We start from the raw sequence: 21,383 nt of genomic DNA on the forward strand, positions 1-21,383 counted from the left end.
GCGTCGAGATCCTCCGGCGCATAAGGTGGGAGGACCGGCCCGCGTCAAGCAGCCAGGGATCCGTCTGCCTAGGGGAGGTTTTCGCTGGTGTCGAACGATTCCTTCGTCCACCTGCATGTGCACACCGAGTACTCGATGCTCGACGGTGCGGCGAAGATCGCCCCCTTGTTCAAGGAGGCGGCGCGGCTGGGCATGCCCGCGGTCGGGATGACCGACCACGGCAACATGTACGGCGCGGACGAGTTCTACCAGCAGGCGGTCAAACATGACCTCAAGCCGATCATCGGCATCGAGGCCTACGTCGCGCCGGAGAGCCGGTTCCACAAGAAGCCGGTCTTCTGGGGGCAGTCGAACCAGCGTGGCGCCGACGAGTTCGGTGAGGGCGGTGACGTCTCCGGTGGTGGTGCCTACACCCACATGACGATGCTCGCCGAGAACTCCACCGGGCTGCGCAACCTGTTCAAGCTCTCCTCGCTCGCGAGCATGCAGGGCTACTACCGCAAGCCCCGGATGGACCGCGAGCTGATCGCGGAGAACCACCACGGCATCATCGCGACCACCGGCTGCCCCTCGGGCGAGGTGCAGACGCGGCTGCGGCTGGGGCAGCGCACCGAAGCGATCCAGGCCGCTTCGGACTACAAGGACATCTTCGGCGCCGACAACTTCTTCCTCGAGCTGATGGACCACGGGCTGCCGATCGAGCGCTCGGTCCGTGAAGGCCTGCTCGAGATCGGCAAGCTGCTCGACCTCAAGCCGCTGGCCACCAACGACTCGCACTACGTCACCAAGGACCAGGCCGACACCCACTCCGCGCTGCTGTGCGTGCAGGCGGGCAAGACGCTGAACGACCCGAACCGGTTCAAGTTCGACGGTGACGGCTACTACCTGAAGTCGGCCGCCGACATGCGGGAGTACTGGGACAAGGAGGTCCCCGGCGCCGCCGACTCGACGCTGCTGATCGCCGAGCGCGTCGAGTCCTACAAGGACGTGTACACGCACAAGGACCGGTTGCCCTTCTTCGAGGTCCCCGAGGGCTACGACCAGGGCACCTGGCTGCGGGAAGAGGTCGCGCGCGGTCTCAAGTGGCGGTACCCGGACGGCGTCCCGGACCCGTACTACAACGAGCGCATCGAGATCGAACTCGACGTCATCATCGGGAAGGGCTTCCCCGCCTACTTCCTCATCGTGGCCGACCTCATCAACTACGCCCGTAAGGTCGGCATCCGCGTCGGCCCCGGCCGTGGTTCCGCCGCCGGCTCGCTGGTCGCGTACGTCCTCGGTATCACCAACCTGGACCCGATCCCGCAGAAGCTGCTGTTCGAGCGGTTCCTGAACCCCGAGCGCGTCTCGATGCCCGATATCGACATCGACTTCGACGACCGCCGTCGCGGCGAGATGATCCGCTACGCCACCGAGAAGTACGGCGTCGACAAGGTCGCGCAGGTCATCACCTTCGGCACCATTAAGACCAAGGCGGCCATCAAGGACTCCGCCCGCGTCCACTTCGGCCAGCCGGGGTACGCGATCGCGGACCGGATTTCGAAGGCGCTCCCGCCGCCGATCATGGCGAAGGACATCCCGCTCTCGGGCATCGTCGACTCGAAGCACGAGCGCTACGGCGAAGCGGCCGAGGTCCGCGCCCTCGTCGAGACCGACGAAGAGTGCAAGACGATCTTCGAGACCGCGCGTGGTCTCGAAGGCCTGATCCGCAACGCCGGCGTCCACGCCTGCGCGGTCATCATGTCGTGCGACCCGCTGACCGACGCCATCCCGCTGTGGCAGCGTGACGACGGTTCGATCATCACCGGCTGGGACTACCCGTCGTGCGAGGCCATCGGCCTGCTGAAGATGGACTTCCTCGGCCTGCGGAACCTCACCGTCATCGGTGACGCGATCGACAACATCAAGACCAACCGCGGGATCGACATCGACCTCGACACCCTCGGCGTCGACGACAAGGCGACCTACGAACTGCTGTCCCGCGGTGACACGCTCGGCGTGTTCCAGCTGGACGGCGGGCCGATGCGTGACCTGCTGCGCCGCATGCAGCCGACCCAGTTCGACGACATCGTGGCGGTGGGCGCGCTGTACCGCCCCGGCCCGATGGGCATGAACGCGCACAACGACTACGCCGACCGCAAGAACGGGCGGCAGAAGGTCAAGCCGATCCACCCCGAGCTCGACGAGCCCCTGAAGGAGATCCTGGCCGACACCTACGGCCTGATCGTCTATCAGGAGCAGATCATGCACATCGGCCAGAAGGTGGCCGGTTACTCGATGGGTCGCGCGGACGTGCTCCGCCGGGCGATGGGCAAGAAGAAGCAGGAAGTCCTCGAGAAGGAGTTCGAGGGCTTCGAGGCCGGGATGAAGTCGAGCGACCTCCTCCCCGGCGGGTTCTCGTCCGAGGCGATCAAGGCGCTCTGGGACACGATCCTCCCGTTCGCCGGCTACGCGTTCAACAAGAGTCACGCGGCCGCGTATGGCCTGATCTCCTACTGGACCGCGTACCTCAAGGCGAACTTCACGCCGGAGTACATGGCCGCGCTGCTCACCTCGGTCGGTGACAACAAGGACAAGTCCGCGGTCTACCTCTCGGAATGCCGCCGCCTCGGGATCAAGGTGCTCCCGCCGGACGTCAACGAGTCGGCGCTGAGGTTCGCGGCCGTCGGGGAGGACATCCGCTTCGGCATGGGTGCCGTCCGCAACGTCGGCGCGAACGTCGTCGAGTCGATCATCAAGACCCGCGAGGAGAAGGGAAAGTACTCCTCCTTCACCGATTTCCTCGACAAGTCGGAGCTGGTGGCCTGCAACAAGCGGGTCATCGAATCGCTGATCAAGGCGGGCGGGTTCGACTCGCTCGGCAACACGCGGCTCTCGATGATCCAGGTGCACGAGGACGCGGTCGAGGCCGTGGTCCCGCTCAAGCGCCAGGAGGCGATGGGCCAGTTCGACCTCTTCGGTTTCGGCGGGGACGACGACGCCGAAGCTTCGGTGTCCTCTTCGCCGCTCGCGCATCTGAAGTTCGGCGAAGAGGAGTACCCGCGCAAGCAACTCCTGGCCTACGAACGGGAGATGCTCGGCCTCTACGTCTCGGCGCATCCGCTGGACGGCGCCGAACGCATCCTGCGCAAACACGCGCCGCGGCCGATCGCGGCGATCCTCGCCGACCCGCCGAAGGAAGGTGAGCTGGTCGTCTCCGGGCTGATCACCTCGCTGGAACGCCGGGTCAACAAGAAGGGCGAGCCCTGGGCGATCTGCACCATCGAGGACATGGACGCCTCACTCGAGGTGCTGTACTTCCCGAAGTCGTACGCGATGTTCTCCGCCGACCTCATCGAGGACAACGCGGTGCTGGTCAAGGGCCGGGTGAACTGGCGCGAGGACAAGATGTCCATCTTCGGCGGCGGGCTCGTGCCGCTCGACCTGTCCGAGGTCGGCAACGGCGACGAGGATCTGCCGCTGGTGCTGCTGGCCGCGGCGGAGAAGATCGACCAGTCGGTGGTCAGCGAACTGAAGCAGACCCTGCTGGCGCACAAGGGCGAGACGCCGGTGCACCTCAAGCTGGTCGGCAAGAACCAGACGGTCTTCGCGCTCTACGACTATCCGGTCAAGGTGACGTCGATGCTGATCGGTGAGCTCAAGGGCATCCCCGGGATCGCCGCCAGCACCTGATGAGCGCCTACGAACCCGACCCGCGGCGCTGGAAGGCGCTCGCCGTCTCCCTCGCCGCCGGGTTCATGGGGCTGCTCGACGTCAGCATCGTCAACACGGCGCTGCCCTCGATCCAGAAGGACCTCGGCGCGTCGAGCGGCGGGATCCAATGGGTCGTTTCGGGTTACGCGCTGGCGTTCGGGCTGGTGCTGGTGTCCGGTGGCAGGCTCGGCGACGCGCTCGGCCGCCGGCGCATGTTCCTGTTCGCGCTCGCCGCGTTCGTGCTGACCAGCGCGTTCGCCGGCGCGGCACCGAACGAGACGACGCTGATCATCGCGCGGCTCCTGCAGGGATTCGCCTCGGGCATGATGACGCCGCAGAACAGCGGGATGATCCAGGACCTGTTCCGCGGCGCGGAACGAGGCCGCGCGTTCGGCATGTTCGGCGCCACCGTCGGAATTTCGACCGCCGTCGGGCCGGTGCTCGGCGGCGTGATCCTCGCCGTCTTCGGTGACCCGGAAGGCTGGCGCTGGGTCTTCTACGTGAACGTGCCCATCGGGATCCTCGCGTTCGCGCTGGCCCTGAGATGGCTGCCGAAACCGGAGACGCCGGCGAGAAGCCTGCGGGGCGAGATCGATTTCGTCGGCATCATGCTGCTGGGTGTCGCCGTGCTCGGTGTCCTGCTTCCGCTGATCGAATCCGAACAGGGCGGGCTCAGCAGCCTGTGGTGGCTGTTCCTCGTCGCGGTGGTCTTCGGTTTCGCCTTCGTTCGCTGGGAGCGTTCGATGGTGCGGCGCGGCCGTTCGCCGCTGCTGGACACCCGCCTGTTCACCGGAACCCCGGGCTACGCGACGGGCGCGGCCGTCGGCGCGCTGTACTTCAGCGGGTTCACCGGGATGTGGCTGGTCTTCGCCATCTTCTTCCAGCAAGGCCTCGGCTACACGCCACTGCAGTCCGGGCTCGCCGTCACCTCCTTCGCCCTCGGCTCGGCCGTGTCGGCGGCGATCGCGGGACGGCTGGTGCCGAAGTGGGGCCGCAAGCTCACCGTCACCGGGCTGGTGATGGTGATCGCCGGGATGGTCACCGTCGCCGTTCTCGCCGGTCAGGACCCCGGCGACGCGGCGGGATGGTGGTTCGCGCTGCCGTTGCTCGTCGCGGGTGTCGGTGGCGGCATGGTCATCTCGCCCAACACCACGTTGACCCTGGAATGCGTCCCGACGTCGATGGCCGGTGTGGCCGGAGGAGCGTTGCAGACCGGACAGCGGATCGGCACCGCGATCGGCACGGTCGTGCTGGCCTCGGTCTTCCACGCGGTACTCGGGGCGAACGGTGGCTACCCGGCGGCGCTGACCGCGGCGATGCTGTGCGCCGCCGTCCTGACGAGCTCGGCGCTTTTACTCGCCGTGATCGAGCTTCGCGCTCGCCGGAAGCGGCGTTTGCTCACCGAGCGAGAGGGAGCCGAGCGGACTGCCGCCGACAGTCAACGCGGCTGAGTCTCCCGCACGTGCAGGTGACTACTTTCGGCAAGATCGGATGCTCCATCCGAGTGACTGAGGCGGTCATCCTCTGGTGCTACTCAGAGCAACCGGGTACACCTAACGGAGCCTTCACCGCTGTGACTTGGCTACCGACAGTGGTATTTCTGTCGATCGATCGGGGATGGATCGATCGGCGGGAGCGATCGTGGTGAGTCCGGAGTTCCCAGGAATGGACACCCGCGGTCACGAACCGGTGGACAGCCGTCGGCGTCCGCGGGGGACCGTTCGGCGGCGGCCGGCTCAACACCACTGGCGGGCCGAGTTCCGGTGAGGCATTCGCGCGGGTGGGTTCGCGCGGGGTCGCCTGGGGAGGTGCACCCGGCCCGGACCCACCCGCCGCGCGTTCCTCCGAGTGTGTGAATCGCCTTCGGCTGCGAAGATCTCCGCAGATCGACATGGCGAGGAGCACTGATGGCGGAGAGTTCTGTACGGCGGAGTCGGCTGCGGGTCTGGTACCGGCCGATGAAGATGCGCGATTCCGGCGAAGGACACCGGGTCGCGACCCCGCTGGAGCTGTTGTTCGACCTGTGTTTCGTGGTCGCCGTCGCGCAGGCCGCCGCCGGTCTGCACCACGCGATCGCCGAGAACCACATCGGGCACGGGGTGCTCAGCTTCGGGATGGTGTTCTTCGCGATCTGGTGGGGCTGGCTGAACTTCAGCTGGTTCGCGTCGTCGTTCGACACCGACGACGTTCCGTACCGGCTGGTGACGCTGGTCCAGATCGCGGGTGGGCTGACCGTCGCCGCCGGTGTCTCCTCGGCCTTCGAAGGCGACTTCGGGATCGTGGTGGCGGGCTACGTCCTGATGCGGCTGGCGATGGTCGTGCAATGGCTGCGCGCCGCACGGACCGATCCGCACTGCCGTCCGGCCGCGCTGCGCTACGCCGTCGGCATCACGATCGTCCAGATCCTGTGGGTCGTCCGCCTCGGTCTTCCGGAGTCCTTGGCGCTGCCGTCGTTCTTCCTGCTCCTGGTGGCCGAGCTCGCGGTTCCGGTGATCGCCGAACGCAAGCGCTGGACGGGCTGGCACCCGCACCACATCGCCGAGCGCTACGGCCTGTTCACCATCATCGTGCTGGGTGAATCCATCCTCGGCGCGACCACCGCGGTCAAGGAGGGGCTGGACGAAGGCAAGCACACCGGCAGCCTGATTTCGCTCGCCGCCGCAGGACTTGTGCTGGTGTTCTCCCTGTGGTGGCTGTACTTCGACCAGCCGGGACATGCTCGCCTCGAGAAGGCGAAAAGCCTGTTCACCGTCGCGAGCTGGGGTTATGGGCACTACCTGATCTTCGCGTCGGCGGCCGCGCTCGGCGCCGGCCTCGAAGTCGCGGTCGACTACGACACCCACACCGGACACGTCGCGTCCCTGCCCGCCGCCATGGCGACGACCGTGCCCGTCGCGATCTATCTGCTCAGCGTCTGGCTGATGCACATCGGGCCCACCAACGAATGCCGCCCGATCGCGATCGGCTTCCCGGTGACCGCGGTGCTCGTGCTCGGCGCGTCGTTCACGCCGGCGCCCATCCACATCACCGCCGGGCTCGCCGCCGCTCTGGTCGTCCTGACGGTGGTCGCCACCCACGGCGAGCCGGTTCCGGGGGAGAGCCCGATCGATGCAGGTCAGAGCCCCGGCGCGAAAAAAGGGACCCCCCTGTAAACGCCGGTTTCGGGCCGTGTAATGTTCTCTTCGTCGCCAGGGAAACCGAGCGGCCGCCGGGAACACGAACCAAGCTCCCACCGGATGGTGGTAGAGTGGGTGGTCCCGAACCGGAGAGGTAACTCTACCCCCGCTGAAACGGCAGTTTCGAGCAGGTGTTAGGGTGTGCTCCGGACAAAAGCCAAGAAATGACTGCTTCGGATAAGGCCGTGTAGCCACGGTGCGATCTGGGGTGTGTTGCTTGAGAACTCAACAGTGTGCTAGTGAACTAAGCCAGTAGAGCTTATATATTTGAACCTCGTTTGAGGTTCCTTTGAGAGCATTAAATTGCCTCGATTGAATTCGAAGACATTGTTGGAGAGTTTGATCCTGGCTCAGGACGAACGCTGGCGGCGTGCTTAACACATGCAAGTCGAACGATGAAGCCTTTCGGGGTGGATTAGTGGCGAACGGGTGAGTAACACGTGGGCAATCTGCCCTGTACTTTGGGATAAGCCTGGGAAACTGGGTCTAATACCGGATATGACTGAGCCTCGCATGGGGTTTAGTGGAAAGCTCCGGCGGTACAGGATGAGCCCGCGGCCTATCAGCTTGTTGGTGGGGTAATGGCCTACCAAGGCGACGACGGGTAGCCGGCCTGAGAGGGTGACCGGCCACACTGGGACTGAGACACGGCCCAGACTCCTACGGGAGGCAGCAGTGGGGAATATTGCACAATGGGCGCAAGCCTGATGCAGCGACGCCGCGTGAGGGATGACGGCCTTCGGGTTGTAAACCTCTTTCGCCAGGGACGAAGCGCAAGTGACGGTACCTGGATAAGAAGCACCGGCTAACTACGTGCCAGCAGCCGCGGTAATACGTAGGGTGCGAGCGTTGTCCGGAATTATTGGGCGTAAAGAGCTCGTAGGCGGTTTGTCGCGTCGTTCGTGAAAACTCCACGCTTAACGTGGAGCGTGCGGGCGATACGGGCAGACTTGAGTTCGATAGGGGAGACTGGAATTCCTGGTGTAGCGGTGAAATGCGCAGATATCAGGAGGAACACCGGTGGCGAAGGCGGGTCTCTGGGCCGATACTGACGCTGAGGAGCGAAAGCGTGGGGAGCGAACAGGATTAGATACCCTGGTAGTCCACGCTGTAAACGTTGGGCGCTAGGTGTGGGCGACATCCACGTTGTCCGTGCCGTAGCTAACGCATTAAGCGCCCCGCCTGGGGAGTACGGCCGCAAGGCTAAAACTCAAAGGAATTGACGGGGGCCCGCACAAGCGGCGGAGCATGTGGATTAATTCGATGCAACGCGAAGAACCTTACCTGGGCTTGACATGCGCCAGACATCCCTAGAGATAGGGCTTCCCTTGTGGTTGGTGTACAGGTGGTGCATGGCTGTCGTCAGCTCGTGTCGTGAGATGTTGGGTTAAGTCCCGCAACGAGCGCAACCCTTATCCTACGTTGCCAGCGCGTTATGGCGGGGACTCGTGGGAGACTGCCGGGGTCAACTCGGAGGAAGGTGGGGATGACGTCAAGTCATCATGCCCCTTATGTCCAGGGCTTCACACATGCTACAATGGCTGGTACAGAGGGCTGCGATACCGCGAGGTGGAGCGAATCCCTTAAAGCCGGTCTCAGTTCGGATCGCAGTCTGCAACTCGACTGCGTGAAGTCGGAGTCGCTAGTAATCGCAGATCAGCAACGCTGCGGTGAATACGTTCCCGGGCCTTGTACACACCGCCCGTCACGTCATGAAAGTCGGTAACACCCGAAGCCCATGGCCCAACCCGTAAGGGGGGGAGTGGTCGAAGGTGGGACTGGCGATTGGGACGAAGTCGTAACAAGGTAGCCGTACCGGAAGGTGCGGCTGGATCACCTCCTTTCTAAGGAGCAACACATCCACCCCGCCGGGATACCCGGACCAACGGTTGGTGGAGTGGCCAGGGTTTCAACACCGACCGTGTGTTGGCACTGGTTGCTCAAGGAATTGTGGAACTACTGGTTTATGTCGGTTCGCTTGATGCCTGCACGGGCTAGTACTGCACCTTCGGGTGCGTGGAACGTGTGCTGCGGGGTCAAGGGAATTTCGATGTTCGCTGGCATGCTGTTGGGTCCTGAGGCAACACGCCGAGGGGCTTACGCCCCGGGACGTTTGTTTCTGGTGTGGTGTTTGAGAACTGTAGAGTGGATGCGAGCATCTTTGTGGTCAAGTTGTTAAGGGCACATGGTGGATGTCTTGGCTTCAGGAGCCGATGAAGGACGTGGGAGGCTGCGATATGCCTCGGGGAGCTGTCAACCGAGCTGTGATCCGAGGATTTCCGAATGGGGAAACCCAGCACCAGTTATGTGGTGTTACCCGCATCTGAATATATAGGGTGTGTGGAGGGAACGCGGGGAAGTGAAACATCTCAGTACCCGTAGGAAGAGAAAACAACCGTGATTCCGTGAGTAGTGGCGAGCGAAAGCGGAAGAGGCTAAACCATGCACATGTCAAGCTGTCAGGCGTTGTGTGTGTGGTGTTGTGGGACCCAGCGTCGAGGATCTGACAGTCCTCGGAGCGGTTACGCGTGTTAGTGGAACGTCTTGGGATGGGCGACCGGAGTGGGTGAGAGTCCCGTACGCGAAAACACGTTGTGGATCGTTTGTTTGGTGTTCCCGAGTAGCAGCGAGCTCGTGGAATTTGCTGTGAATCTGCCGGGACCACCCGGTAAGCCTAAATACTTCCTGAAGACCGATAGCGGACTAGTACCGTGAGGGAAAGATGAAAAGTACCCCGGGAGGGGAGTGAAAGAGTACCTGAAACCGTGTGCCTACAAGCCGTCAGAGCCCGAGCACATCCTTGTGATGTTGAGGTGATGGCGTGCCTTTTGAAGAATGAGCCTGCGAGTTAGTGCTGCGTGGCGAGGTTAACCCGTGTGGGGTAGCCGTAGCGAAAGCGAGTCTGAATAGGGCGTCTGAGTCGCGTGGTCTAGACCCGAAGCGGAGTGATCTACCCATGGCCAGGCTGAAGCGTCGGTAAGACGACGTGGAGGGCCGAACCCACTTAGGTTGAAAACTGAGGGGATGAGCTGTGGGTAGGGGTGAAAGGCCAATCAAACTCCGTGATAGCTGGTTCTCCCCGAAATGCATTTAGGTGCAGCGTCACATGTTTCTCCACGGGGGTAGAGCTACTGGATGGTCTAGGGGCCTTACCGGGTTACCGAAATCAACCAAACTCCGAATACCGTGGTGTGAGAGTGTGGCAGTGAGACGGCGGGGGATAAGCTTCGTCGTCGAGAGGGAAACAGCCCAGAACACCAGCTAAGGCCCCCAAGTGTGTGCTCAGTGGGAAAGGATGTGGGATTGCCCAGACAACCAGGAGGTTGGCTTAGAAGCAGCCACCCTTGAAAGAGTGCGTAATAGCTCACTGGTCAAGTGGTCCTGCGCCGACAATGTAGCGGGGCTTAAGCACACCGCCGAAGCTGTGTCATTCGTGCATATAGATCGGCGTCTCTCTTGAAGAGATGTCTAGTCGCACGGATGGGTAGGGGAGCGTCCTGCATCCAGGGAAGCGGCGGCGGAAGCCAGTCGTGGAGGGTGTGGGAGTGAGAATGCAGGCATGAGTAGCGAATGCAGAGTGAGAAACTCTGCCGCCGGATGACCAAGGGTTCCTGGGCCAGGCTAATCCGCCCAGGGTAAGTCGGGACCTAAGGCGAGGCCGACAGGCGTAGTCGATGGATAACGGGTTGATATTCCCGTACCCGAGCACGTGCGCCCAGGATGAGGCGGTTGATACTAACCACCCAAAGCGCCAGTCGAGACCCTTCGGGGTGGAGATTGGTTGTGGAGCGTGGGATCTGATTCCGTAGTAGTCGAGTGATGGGGTGACGCAGGAAGGTAGCTCCGCCAGTGAGTGGTAGTACTGGTGTAAGCGTGTAGACCGAGTGGTAGGCAAATCCGCCGCTCATGAAGGTTGAGACGTGATGCGTAGCCGATTGAGGCGAAGTAGAGTGATCCTATGCTGCCGAGAAAAGCCTCTAGCGAGTGCGTGCACGGCCCGTACCCCAAACCAACACAGGTGGTCAGGTAGAGAATACTAAGGCGATCGGGTGAACTGTGGTTAAGGAACTCGGCAAAATGCCCCCGTAACTTCGGGAGAAGGGGGGCCAAACACTCTGAAGTCCCTTGCGGACTAGGGGTGGGTGGCCGCAGAGACCAGCGGAAAGCGACTGTTTACTAAAAACACAGGTCCATGCGAAGTCGCAAGACGATGTATATGGACTGACGCCTGCCCGGTGCTGGAACGTTAAGAGGACCGGTTAACCTTTCGGGGTGAAGCTGAGAATTTAAGCGCCAGTAAACGGCGGTGGTAACTATAACCATCCTAAGGTAGCGAAATTCCTTGTCGGGTAAGTTCCGACCTGCACGAATGGCGTAACGACTTTCCGGCTGTCTCAACCACAGGCCCGGCGAAATTGCACTACGAGTAAAGATGCTCGTTACGCGCGGCAGGACGGAAAGACCCCGGGACCTTTACTATAGTTTGGTATTGGTTTTCGGTTCGGCTTGTGTAGGATAGGTGGGAGACTGTGAAGCTGGCACGCTAGTGTTGGTGGAGTCGTTGTTGAAATACCACTCTGGTCGGATTGGGAATCTGAACCTCGGACCATGATCTGGTTCAGGGACAGTGCCTGATGGGTAGTTTAACTGGGGCGGTTGCCTCCTAAAGAGTAACGGAGGCGCCCAAAGGTTCCCTCAGCCTGGTTGGCAATCAGGTGTTGAGTGCAAGTGCACAAGGGAGCTTGACTGTGAGACAGACATGTCGAGCAGGGACGAAAGTCGGGACTAGTGATCCGGCACCACCTGGTGGAAGGGGTGTCGCTCAACGGATAAAAGGTACCCCGGGGATAACAGGCTGATCTTGCCCAAGAGTCCATATCGACGGCATGGTTTGGCACCTCGATGTCGGCTCGTCGCATCCTGGGGCCGGAGTAGGTCCCAAGGGTTGGGCTGTTCGCCCATTAAAGCGGCACGCGAGCTGGGTTTAGAACGTCGTGAGACAGTTCGGTCCCTATCCGCCGCGCGCGTAGGATACTTGAGGAAGGCTGTCCCTAGTACGAGAGGACCGGGACGGACGAACCTCTGGTATGCCAGTTGTCACGCCAGTGGCATGGCTGGTTGGCCACGTTCGGAAGGGATAACCGCTGAAGGCATCTAAGCGGGAAGCCTGTTCCAAGATGAGGTATCCCACCCCTTTGTGGGTTAAGGCCCCCAACAGACCATTGGGTTGATAGGCCAGAAATGGAAGCACAGTAATGTGTTGTCGAGTTGACTGGTACTAATAGGCCGAGGACTTGCCCACGAAGATGTTACGCATCCACTCTACAGCTCTGAAACACCACACAACCACCAGCAGTATATGGTGGGGAGTGTTGTTTCATAGTGTTTCGGTGGTTATAGCGTCAGGGAAACGCCCGGTCCCATTCCGAACCCGGAAGCTAAGCCTGACAGCGCCGATGGTACTGCAACCGAAGGGTTGTGGGAGAGTAGGACACCGCCGGACTAACATTAAGAAAAGGGACCCAGGTCGGTCGAGAACCACGAGTTCTCCCGACCTGGGTCCCTTTTTTCATACCCGAAACCCGCCACACCCGTGCCCAGGGACGTCACTCGCGTGTCCAGGGACGTAACACACGTGATTGAGCACGTAACTCGCGTGATCAGACGGACGACACCTGTGACCACACGGACGACACGACGACCCGGGGGTTCGTACGCCGTGTCGTCCGTCTGATCACGCGTGTCGTCCACCCAAACACGCGAGTTACGGCACTGGACACGCGAGCCACACCCCCGGACACGCGAGTTACGGCGCAGAACACGCGAGTTACGGCCCGGATCACGCGAATGACGTCCCTGGACACGCGAGTTACGGCGCAGATCACGCGAGTTACGGCGCTGAGCACGCGAGTGACGGGGAAGGGCACGCCGGTTCCGCGGGCCGTGCGGGATCTGGTCGAGTGGTCGCGCGGGCCAAGTCACGCCAGTGGAGCGCTCACGTGGTCGAGCGTCCAGTCGCCCACGCCCGGGTTCCCTTCGTTGCAGTAGTAGCTGTGCAGGGTGTTGTCGAAGACGTGCTGGAAGACGCACGCCGATCCGTTGCCGTAGACCGGCCCGGTGGGAAGCTCGAAGAACTGGCCCGTCGGGCTGGTCGCGGTGAGCACCCGTGTCTTCCAGACGTTGGTCTGCTCCAACGTCTCCACGGCCAGGTAGTACAGCGAGCCGACCTTGATCACGTGTGGTGCGGCCACTACGTCTCGGGAGTAGGCGACGAGCGTGCCGAGATCGGCCGAGTCGGTCTGAAGCAGCGCGTCGAAGGAGACCGCGCTTTTGACGCGGATCTCCTTGCGGCCGCCCGCTTCGCGGAACCAGTACAGGTACACGGTCTGTGTGGCCGGGTCGCGGAACAGGGTCGGATTTCCGTTGTTAACCGCCATTTCCTTGACCAGGGGGACGAAAGAAGTGAACTGTGTGCCGTTGACACCGTCCGTGCTCTTGCGCCCGACGATGTAGTAGGCACCGCCGTCGGGGTTGCCGCCGCACCAGTAGACGTTGTGCACCAGGCCGATCGTGCTGTCCGGGTTCAGCAGCGCGCAGCCCCAGCGTTCGCCGGTGCCGGACAACAGCGGCGTGGTCGACTGCGTCCACGAGGTGCTGTTCAGATCGTTCGTTCGCGCGATGCCAAGGCCGGCGCATTCGTGGTGCCCGAAGTAGCCCAGATAGCGGAAGCCACCGTTGATGGACGGCGACTGCGCCGGGTTGACGTCCAACACGCTGAAGGTGTGCGGGTGGTCGTGTTCGCCGCTCCACGAAACCGGGCTCAGCACCGACTTCTGTGGCGTGCTCAGGGCGAAGTATCCGGCTTCCTGCGTCGGCGACTGCTGCGCGAAGGCGTAGAACAGGAAGGTCTTGCTCTGGTAGCCGAACGATTGCAGCTGCGCGTCGGTGAATTCCCCGGCCCGGACGGTGAGCCAGTCCTTGTCGGTCGGATGCCACCAGCGATGCACCGCCGCGGTGCCGGGGCGTTGGGTGGGAAACGCGTAGTACTGGAACGTCTTGCTCTGGTAGCCCCAGGCGGTCATCTGCGCATCGGTGGCCATTCCGGCGGGCATGTCGATCCAGTCCTTGTCCACCGGGTGCCACCAGCGGAAGACCTCGACCATGTCGCCGCTGCCGATCAGGCTGACGTAGAACTGAGGCCCGGTCGGGGCCTGGTATCCGAAGGACTGCAGCGTCGCGGTGGTCGGCTGGTTGCCGTGTGCCGGTACCGAAATCCAGTCCTTGTCCGTCGGATGCCAATATCGCCGGACCGCGGACGGCGCGCCGACTCCGGGCTGCAAAATCTGTTGTTCCGAGGAGTGCTCCGCGAATTCAGTGCTCATGAACATCTTCTCCCCACGTGACTTCGAAGCGAGTGACTAGGGGGATGTCGTCCGAGCCCGCCGAATAGTTTGCTCCGCAGCGCAATTGTGATGGTGTACGCACCGGAGTCGAGTGGTCGCACGATGTCGGCAACTGTGCTCGAGCCGGCGCGAGTTACGAGGTCAGGGCGGGGAGGGTTTCGCTGAGGGGGCCGCGGACGACGGCTGTCGCCATGGAGTCGTAGGGCGTTTCGGAGCCGTTGCAGATCACCACGGCGGATCCGGACCGGGAAGCGACGCTCACCAGCGAGGCGGCCGGCTGTACCCGTAGTGAGGATCCGGCCACCAGCAGCAGGTCGCTGTCGGAGACGGCGGTCCGAGCGGCCCGGAGCAGGTTCTGGTCCAGGTGCTGGCCGAACGAGACGGTGGCCGACTTGAGGATGCCACCGCACACCAGACAGGGCGGATCGGTCTCGCCCGCGCGGACGCGCTCCAGCGTCGAGCGCATGTCGCGGTGGTCATCACAGGACAGGCAGACGGACTCGAACATCGTCCCGTGGAGTTCCAGCACCCGCTCGGGTGGAGAGCCCGCCTTCTGATGCAGCCGGTCGATGTTCTGGGTGATGATCCACGTCGGAGACAGGCGCTCGAGCGCGTAGTGCGCGGCGTTCGGCGTCGCGTCCCAGCCGGGGTGCACCAGCCGAGCCTGCCAGGTCCGCTCTCGGACCTCACGGCTGCCTTGGTAAGCCTTGAGGTTCGACATCTTTTCCGCGGCCGGATCGCGGGTCCACAGGCCCTGCGGGCCGCGGAAGTCGGGGATCCCCGAATCCGTGGAGATCCCGGCGCCGGTCAGTGCGACGACCCGGCCGGCGCCGGCCACGAGTGAGCGGGCGGTGCTCAGGGTGCTGGTCACCGGCCCATCATGCCTCTACTTGAGCGCGCTGCCCGCCTGCCAGTCCGCCCACGACTTCGACCAGTCGCCGTAGAGGTCCCACACCGGCAGCTGCGGGCCACCGGAATTGGTCACCTCGACGACGTCACCGAGCCCCATGTTCTGGTAGAACCACTGGGCGTTGGCCGCGTTGAGGTTGATGCAGCCGTGCGACACGTTGGAGCTGCCCTGCGCGCCGACGCTGTTCGGGTTCTCGTGGACGAACTCGCCGTCGTTGGAGATGCGCAGCGACCACTTCTCGTTCGCCTTGTAGTACCCCGGCTGGCCCTGGCAGACGCCGTAAGTGCACGAATCCATCACGTAATTCTCGTGTTTGTCCGAAATGACGTGGGCGCCCAAATGCGTCGGCGTGGCGTCCTTGCCCATGGAAATGGGCATCGACTTCGCCAGCTGGCCATTGTGGAAGATCTGCATCTGTTCGGTGTTGCCGTCGGCCTTCGCGACCCACGAATCGTGCACTTTGTACGTTTCGGTGCGATCGGTCGCGCCGTATACGCCATTGCCGAAATCGACGCCGTAGATCATCGCCGACACCTTGAGCGTCGTCCCCGGCTGCCAGTACACCTTGGGGCGGTAGTGGACGTTCTTGTCGTCGATCCAGTACCAGGAGCCCTCCTGTTTCGGCGTGGACTCCACGGACAGCTTCTTCTCCACCTCGGCCTTGTTCTTCACCGCCTGGCCGAAGGCGAACACGATCGGCTGCCCGACGCCGACGCCGGCGGACGTCACCGCCGCGGGAGCCGGGATCAGGTTCGGGTTCGCCTGTTGCTTCGGACTCAGCGTGGAAACCCTGCTCTGCTGCTCGACGGGCTTCCCGTCGGTGCCCTGGGCGTGCGCCACGATCTTGTAGGTGCTGCCGTAGCCGAGCGGTTCGGTGGTCTTCCAGCTGAGCCCGTCGCTCGCCAGTTCACCCTTCACCTGGCTGCCCTTGTCGGCGTTGCTGACGGTGACGTCGATCAGCTTGCCGTGCTCGGCCTTGACCACCACCGGGGTCGCCGGATTGACGTTCGTCCCGCCTGCCGGATCGATGGTCACCGAAACCGGATTCGTGTCCGGTTCGGCGCTGGTGCCGGGTGAAGTGGTGCCGCCCGAAGGCGAGCATGAGGAGATCAGCACCACCGAGGCGAGAATTCCGGCCGTCGAAAGTAATGTCTTCTTGGGAAACATATGGTTCTCTTTTTATGTCGCGCTATCAGCGGAAAGTTCTCTCTTTCAAAACTACGCGACGAAGAAGACGTGATCGATGCCGGTCGGTTGCTCGTCACTACACAACGAGACCGGGAGCACCATAAAGACCCGGGCCATCGACACTCAATTCACCCAAATAGGTCTTCGCGGACTCGTAAGCTTCGGCGGTCAGCGCGGTGGTGTGGCTGAAGTCCAGCGGGCTGACCCGCACCGGCTTCGGCCCGGGCACGTACACCACGGGCACTTCGGCCGCGGCGATCGGCGCCTCCAGGACCGCCTGGTTCCGCATGCTGATCATCGCGGTGAACATCAGCACCTCGGCGAAGGTCTGCGGGGTGCCGGGCATCTTGCCGGGGAAGGCGCAGTCGAGGACGACGAGCGATTTCGCGCCCATGGCGAGCGCTTGGCGCATCGGCACGTTGGCGACCAGGCCGCCGTCGTAGAGCATGCGCTCCCCGAACGGCACCGGCGGATAGATCCCCGGAATCGCGCAGCTGGCCAGCAGGGGCGCCAGAACGGGCCCTGAGCGGATGAGGAGCGGTTCGGCGGTGTCGACGTCCGTCGCGACGACACCCAGCGGCAGCGCGAGATCTTCGAACCGGACGCCCTCGCCGATGTGCTCGTCGACGATCGCGGCGAGACCGGTGTTGGGGAACAGGTTGGTCTTGCTGTGCCGGAGTGTCCGCACCTGGCTGAACACGCCACCGGGGAACGCCTCGTGCCGGGTCATCCGCGACCAGATCCGGTCCAGCCGAGCACCCGATTCACCCCCGAGGGCGAGCACGGCGGCGTTCAGCGAACCCACCGAGGTACCGACGACGAGGTCCGGGGTGATCCCGGCTTCGGTCAGGGCACGCAGCATCCCGACCTGCATGGCCCCGAGACTGCCGCCGCCACCGAGCACGAAACCGAGGGGCTGGGGCAGGTTCAGGGCGGCCATACCCGGGAATTTAGTCGTCCGCGCCGATCTTCGCCGGAGTGGCTTCCTCGGCTGTGACGGCGAGCGCCTTCTTCTTCTTGTAGCGCAGCAGGAAGTACACGGCGACGCCGACGAGCACGCCGACGATGATCAGGCCACCGGTGTTGAGCGCGCCTTCGACCTTCTTGGCGGCTTCACCGAGAGCGGCGCCGATGCCGATGTGGATGGCCGACCAGCAGGCCGCGCCCGCCGCGGCGGCGGGCAGGAACTTGCGGAAGGGCAGGCCCGACGTGCCCGACGCCGCCGGAGTCAGCGTGCGGATCACCGGGAGGAACCGCGCGAAGAACACCGCCCACGCGCCTCGCCGTTCGAGCACGCCCGTCGCCTTGTCCCAGGCGTCGAGGCCGTACTTGCGGATCAGTTTCGTCTCGCGCAGACGCGGACCGAAGCGTTTGCCGATCGCGTAGCCGAGCGAGTCGCCGAGTGCGGCGCAGACCGTCACGACGGCCCACAGAGTCAGGAAACGGGAGACCGAAGTCGCCGTCGTTGCCGCGACCAGCAGCCCCGATTCACCGGGGGCGATGAAGCCGAGCCCGATGGTGCACTCGGCGAACACCAGTCCGCCGGTCGCCGCGACCAGTCCCGGTTCCGGGAGACTCTGCAGCCAGTTCAGAAGATCGGTTACCAACGCCACCAGGTCACTTTACTGATTCGTGACCTGGTGGGTGGTGATGTCGCGAAGAGGGTGACCGGAGTCACCTGGCCAGCAGCGAGCTGGCTTCCTGCGCGGCGGGACCTTCGGCGGCCAGGTGGGCCAAGTTCTTCGACAGCGGCTCGCCGCGGTGGGCCTTCGTCTGCGCGAACAGGCGTCCGGCGCGGTACGAGGAACGGACCAGCGGCCCGGCCATCACTCCGGCGAAGCCCATGGCCTCGGCGGCGTTCGAGTGCTCGACGAACTCTTCCGGCTTGACCCAGCGGTCCACGGGGTGGTGCCTGGGCGAGGGACGCAGGTACTGGGTGATCGTGAGGATCTCGCAGCCGGCGTCGACCAGGTCCTTCATCGCGGGCGCGACCTCTTCGGGGGTCTCGCCCATGCCGAGGATCAGGTTCGACTTCGTCACCAGGCCGGCCTCGCGAGCGCGGGTGATGACTTCCAGCGACCGCGCGTAGCGGAAGCCGGGGCGGATGCGCTTGAAGATCCGCGGCACCGTCTCGACGTTGTGCGCGAGCACCTCGGGGCGGGAGCCGAAGACTTCGGCGAGCTGGTCGGGATCCGCGTTGAAGTCCGGGATCAGCAGCTCGACACCCGTGCCCGGGTTCAGCGTGTGGATCTGGCGCACGGTTTCGGCGTACAGCCACGCACCGCCGTCTTCGAGATCGTCACGGGCGACGCCGGTGACCGTCGAGTAGCGCAGGCCCATCGCCTGGACGCTTTCGGCGACCTTGCGGGGCTCGGTGCGGTCCAGCTCGGCGGGCTTGCCGGTGTCGATCTGGCAGAAGTCGCAGCGCCGGGTGCACTGGTCCCCGCCGATCAGGAAGGTCGCCTCGCGGTCTTCCCAGCATTCGTAGATGTTGGGACAGCCGGCTTCTTCACAGACGGTGTGGAGGCCTTCGCGGCGCACCAGGCCTTTGAGTTCGGTGAACTCCGGACCCATCCGGGCGCGCGTCTTGATCCACGACGGCTTCTTTTCGATGGGAGTCTGGGAATTCCGGACCTCGAGCCGCAACAACTTGCGGCCATCTGGGGCAGCACTCACACCGCCACCCTACGCCCGCCGGAGCAGTGGCCGCCGCTCACGCGGGGTCGGGGGTGACGCCCGTCAACTTGGTGGTCACGTCCCACAACGCGGCGCCGAGCGACTCGCTCCTCGCGGCGGCCAAAGGCCGCACTTTGACCGGCGCGCCGCGAAGCCCGCCGAGCCCGCGCGGGCCGATGTAGTCGCCGCCTTCGACCTCGGGAGCCGTTGCCGCGAACAGCTGCGGGAGCGTGCCCTGGCGCGCGTTCTGCGCGATGAAGATCTCGCCGATCCGGTTGCCACCGGCGACGAGCGCGCGCACCACGGGGTTGCGGTAGGAGCGAGCCATCCCGGAACCGAGCCCGGTCCACGTGTAGCCCGGGTGGGCCGCCACGCTGATGACGTCTTCGCCCGCGGCGCGCAGCCTGCGGTCCAGTTCGAGCGCGAACACCTGATTGGAGAGTTTCGACTGGCCGTAGGCCGAGCCCGGGTTGTACATCCGGCGCTCGAAGTTCGGGTCGGCGATGTCGATGCGCGCGCCGGTCGCCGCGACACTCGACAGGGTGACGACACGCGCCGAGGAGCCGTTGCGCAGGGACGGCATCAGCAGCCAGGTCAGCACCGCGTGCCCGAGATGGTTCGTGCCGAACTGGGTCTCGAAGCCGTCCTTGGTGTGGCCGCGCGGGGTCGCCATCACGCCCGCGTTGTTGACCAGGACGTCGAGCTTGTCACCCGACAATTCCTGGACCTTCTTCGCGGCTTCGCGGACCGAGCCGAGGTCGGCGAGGTCCAGCCGCACGAGTTCGGGCGCTTGCCCGGTCGCGGCCGCGCGCACCTGTTCGAGCGCTTTGGCGCCACGCTCCGGTGATCGGCAGCCGAGCAGCACGCGGGCCCCCTTGCCCGCGAGCACCTCGGACATCCGCAGCCCGAGGCCTGAGTTCGCCCCCGTGACGAATACGGTCCGGCCGGTCTGATCCGGGATGTCGGCCTCGGTCCAGCGCGCGTGAGCAGCCATGCCGGTCACCTAACTACATCGTCGCCTGTGCCGCTACGCCAGGTCAGGCGCTCGGCGCGAGCAACCGGAGCAGGTGACCCATGGGGCTGCGGCGACGGGCGGGCTTCGCGTGCCGTCCGTGCCGGAGCAGGGTGGCGAAGGCGCTGCCGACCTTGGTGATCTCGTCGGCGGGCTCGTCGCCGTCGGCCAGTCCCGCCGTCAACGCGAGGGTGCGCAGTTCGGCTTCGTGCGACGGGATCAGCGCGGGGCACCGGTCGAGGGCCGCGTCGAGAACGGCGCGGAGGGTCTCGTGCTCGGCCGTGGCGCTGTTCCAGGCGCGGGTGACGGCTTCGACCCGGTCGAGCGCGAGATCCTGATCGGCGTAATCCGGATCGGTCATCTCGGCGCGGAGGTGACCGGCGAACACCTGGTTCCACTTGTACCGAAGTGCGAGCAGAAGCTCGTCCTCGGTCGCGAAGTACTGGGTGGCGCCAGGGATTTCTTCGAGTGAGATCGCGTCGGACGGCTGGTGACCCGCCTGGCGCAGTGCGGCTTCGAGGATGTCGCGCCGCCGGTAGAAGTCGTTCCAGCTCATGATGTGGGCTCCCCTCCGTGACCCGGTTCATACCGCAGGTTTGCGGCATACTCCCGGTACGGACCTGACAGCAGTCAACATACCATGGGTATGGACCGGGACCGGCGGCGTAAAGTTGTGAAGGTGGCGACAATGAGGTCAAGGCGGCTGGACTATTCCGAGTCCACCCGGTCGGCACTCGTCGAGAGTGCCGTGGAGCTGTTCACCAAACGCGGGTACGCCGGCACATCTCTCGACGAGATCGCCAAACGGGCCAGGGTGACGAAGGGTGCGCTCTACCACCATTTCAGTGGGAAGCAGGCGCTGTTCGAGGCTGCCTTCGACACGGTCGAGAGCCAGGTCTTCGACCGGCTCGAGAAGATCATGAACGGTCCGGCCTCGCCGTGGGAGCGGGCGCTCTCCGGGCTGCGCGGCTTCCTGCAAAGCTGCCTCGACCCGGCGTACCAGCGCATCGCGATCCACGAGGCGCCGGTGGTCATGGGCTGGGAACGCTGGCGCGAGGCCGAGGAGCGGTGCAGCTTCGGCCTGGTCCGCACCGGGATCCAGTCGCTCATCGAGGTCGGCGAGGTCGACGACGTCCCGGTGGACGTCACCGCGCGGCTGCTGTTCGGCGCGTTGTCCAGCGCCGCCATCGAGATCGCGAGTTCGCCGGAGCCGAAGAAGGTCAGCGCCCAGGTCGAAGAGGTCTTGGTGCGGCTGCTCGTCGGATTCCGCCGTGTCCCGCCCGCCGAGCACGGGAAAGCGAGCTGACCGCGCCCTGGCTAGGGTG

At 64.2% G+C, this 21,383-nt stretch carries 12 protein-coding genes and 3 rRNA genes; 7 read left to right on the top strand and 8 right to left on the bottom strand.

What is annotated here, in order from left to right; translation table 11 throughout:
- The first annotated feature begins 87 nt into the window (after positions 1-87).
- The 6 genes from dnaE (at position 88) to rrf (ending at position 12,372) form a co-directional block, all read left to right on the top strand.
- A complete protein-coding gene (dnaE, locus tag BLW75_RS37370) occupies positions 88-3,672 on the top strand; it encodes a DNA polymerase III subunit alpha (RefSeq protein WP_034311169.1) in 3,585 nt (1,194 codons plus the stop codon).
- Positions 3,672-5,144 (top strand): MFS transporter, encoded by a 1,473-nt coding sequence (locus BLW75_RS37375; RefSeq protein WP_034311171.1) that lies wholly within the window; start codon positions 3,672-3,674, stop codon positions 5,142-5,144. Before dnaE ends, BLW75_RS37375 begins: the two co-directional genes overlap by 1 nt.
- A 456-nt stretch (positions 5,145-5,600) precedes the next feature.
- Positions 5,601-6,845 carry a low temperature requirement protein A gene (locus BLW75_RS37380; RefSeq protein ID WP_034311172.1) on the top strand — a complete coding sequence of 415 codons (1,245 nt, stop codon included), beginning with the start codon at positions 5,601-5,603 and terminating at the stop codon, positions 6,843-6,845.
- Positions 6,846-7,196: 351 nt separating this feature from the next.
- Positions 7,197-8,713, top strand: a 16S ribosomal RNA gene (locus BLW75_RS37385).
- A gap of 321 nt (positions 8,714-9,034) precedes the next feature.
- A 23S ribosomal RNA gene (locus BLW75_RS37390) occupies positions 9,035-12,171 on the top strand.
- A gap of 84 nt (positions 12,172-12,255) precedes the next feature.
- Positions 12,256-12,372 (top strand): 5S ribosomal RNA (rrf, locus tag BLW75_RS37395).
- The 16S, 23S and 5S rRNA genes sit together here, the layout of an rRNA operon.
- A 475-nt stretch (positions 12,373-12,847) precedes the next feature.
- On the opposite strand, the gene BLW75_RS37400 is transcribed toward rrf, so the two are convergent.
- The 8 genes from BLW75_RS37400 to BLW75_RS37435 form a co-directional block, all read right to left on the bottom strand.
- Positions 12,848-14,251 carry a glycoside hydrolase family protein gene (locus BLW75_RS37400; protein ID WP_143055415.1) on the bottom strand — a complete coding sequence of 468 codons (1,404 nt, stop codon included), beginning with the start codon at positions 14,249-14,251 and terminating at the stop codon, positions 12,848-12,850.
- Between the two features lie 154 nt (positions 14,252-14,405).
- The gene (locus tag BLW75_RS37405) at positions 14,406-15,143 is read right to left on the bottom strand and encodes an SIR2 family NAD-dependent protein deacylase (protein ID WP_091599172.1); all 738 of its coding nucleotides are present in this window, start codon (positions 15,141-15,143) and stop codon (positions 14,406-14,408) included.
- Positions 15,144-15,158: 15 nt separating this feature from the next.
- Positions 15,159-16,349 (bottom strand): L,D-transpeptidase, encoded by a 1,191-nt coding sequence (locus BLW75_RS37410; RefSeq protein ID WP_034324090.1) that lies wholly within the window; start codon positions 16,347-16,349, stop codon positions 15,159-15,161.
- A gap of 97 nt (positions 16,350-16,446) precedes the next feature.
- Entirely contained in the window at positions 16,447-17,310 is an 864-nt protein-coding gene (locus BLW75_RS37415) for a patatin-like phospholipase family protein (protein WP_034324093.1), read from the bottom strand.
- A gap of 10 nt (positions 17,311-17,320) precedes the next feature.
- A complete protein-coding gene (locus tag BLW75_RS37420; protein WP_034324095.1) occupies positions 17,321-17,983 on the bottom strand; it encodes a DedA family protein in 663 nt (220 codons plus the stop codon).
- Positions 17,984-18,044: 61 nt separating this feature from the next.
- Entirely contained in the window at positions 18,045-19,046 is a 1,002-nt protein-coding gene (gene lipA, locus BLW75_RS37425) for a lipoyl synthase (RefSeq protein WP_034324098.1), read from the bottom strand.
- 37 nt (positions 19,047-19,083) lie between these two features.
- Positions 19,084-20,040, bottom strand: coding sequence for an oxidoreductase (locus BLW75_RS37430; protein ID WP_034324141.1), 957 nt, complete (start codon positions 20,038-20,040; stop codon positions 19,084-19,086).
- 43 nt (positions 20,041-20,083) lie between these two features.
- Positions 20,084-20,614, bottom strand: a complete 531-nt coding sequence (locus BLW75_RS37435) for a hypothetical protein (protein WP_034324101.1) — start codon at positions 20,612-20,614, stop codon at positions 20,084-20,086.
- Positions 20,615-20,746: 132 nt separating this feature from the next.
- Between BLW75_RS37435 and BLW75_RS37440 the strand changes: the two genes are divergently transcribed.
- Positions 20,747-21,364: a TetR/AcrR family transcriptional regulator gene (locus BLW75_RS37440; protein ID WP_034324103.1), complete on the top strand. Its 618-nt coding sequence runs from the start codon at positions 20,747-20,749 to the stop codon at positions 21,362-21,364.
- Positions 21,365-21,383 lie beyond the last annotated feature (19 nt).

This window comes from Amycolatopsis lurida (genome assembly GCF_900105055.1).
Classification (GTDB): Bacteria; Actinomycetota; Actinomycetes; order Mycobacteriales; family Pseudonocardiaceae; genus Amycolatopsis; species Amycolatopsis lurida.

What these genes read in the sequence shown, in the direction of transcription:
- BLW75_RS37375 (WP_034311171.1), top strand. Translation starts at nt 3,672, where the DNA reads ATGAGCGCCTACGAACCCGACCCGCGGCGCTGGAAGGCGCTCGCCGTC.
- BLW75_RS37380 (WP_034311172.1), top strand. Translation starts at nt 5,601, where the DNA reads ATGGCGGAGAGTTCTGTACGGCGGAGTCGGCTGCGGGTCTGGTACCGG.
- BLW75_RS37400 (WP_143055415.1), bottom strand. Translation starts at nt 14,251, where the DNA reads ATGAGCACTGAATTCGCGGAGCACTCCTCGGAACAACAGATTTTGCAG.
- BLW75_RS37410 (WP_034324090.1), bottom strand. Translation starts at nt 16,349, where the DNA reads ATGTTTCCCAAGAAGACATTACTTTCGACGGCCGGAATTCTCGCCTCG.
- BLW75_RS37415 (WP_034324093.1), bottom strand. Translation starts at nt 17,310, where the DNA reads ATGGCCGCCCTGAACCTGCCCCAGCCCCTCGGTTTCGTGCTCGGTGGC.
- BLW75_RS37430 (WP_034324141.1), bottom strand. Translation starts at nt 20,040, where the DNA reads ATGGCTGCTCACGCGCGCTGGACCGAGGCCGACATCCCGGATCAGACC.
- BLW75_RS37435 (WP_034324101.1), bottom strand. Translation starts at nt 20,614, where the DNA reads ATGAGCTGGAACGACTTCTACCGGCGGCGCGACATCCTCGAAGCCGCA.
- BLW75_RS37440 (WP_034324103.1), top strand. Translation starts at nt 20,747, where the DNA reads ATGAGGTCAAGGCGGCTGGACTATTCCGAGTCCACCCGGTCGGCACTC.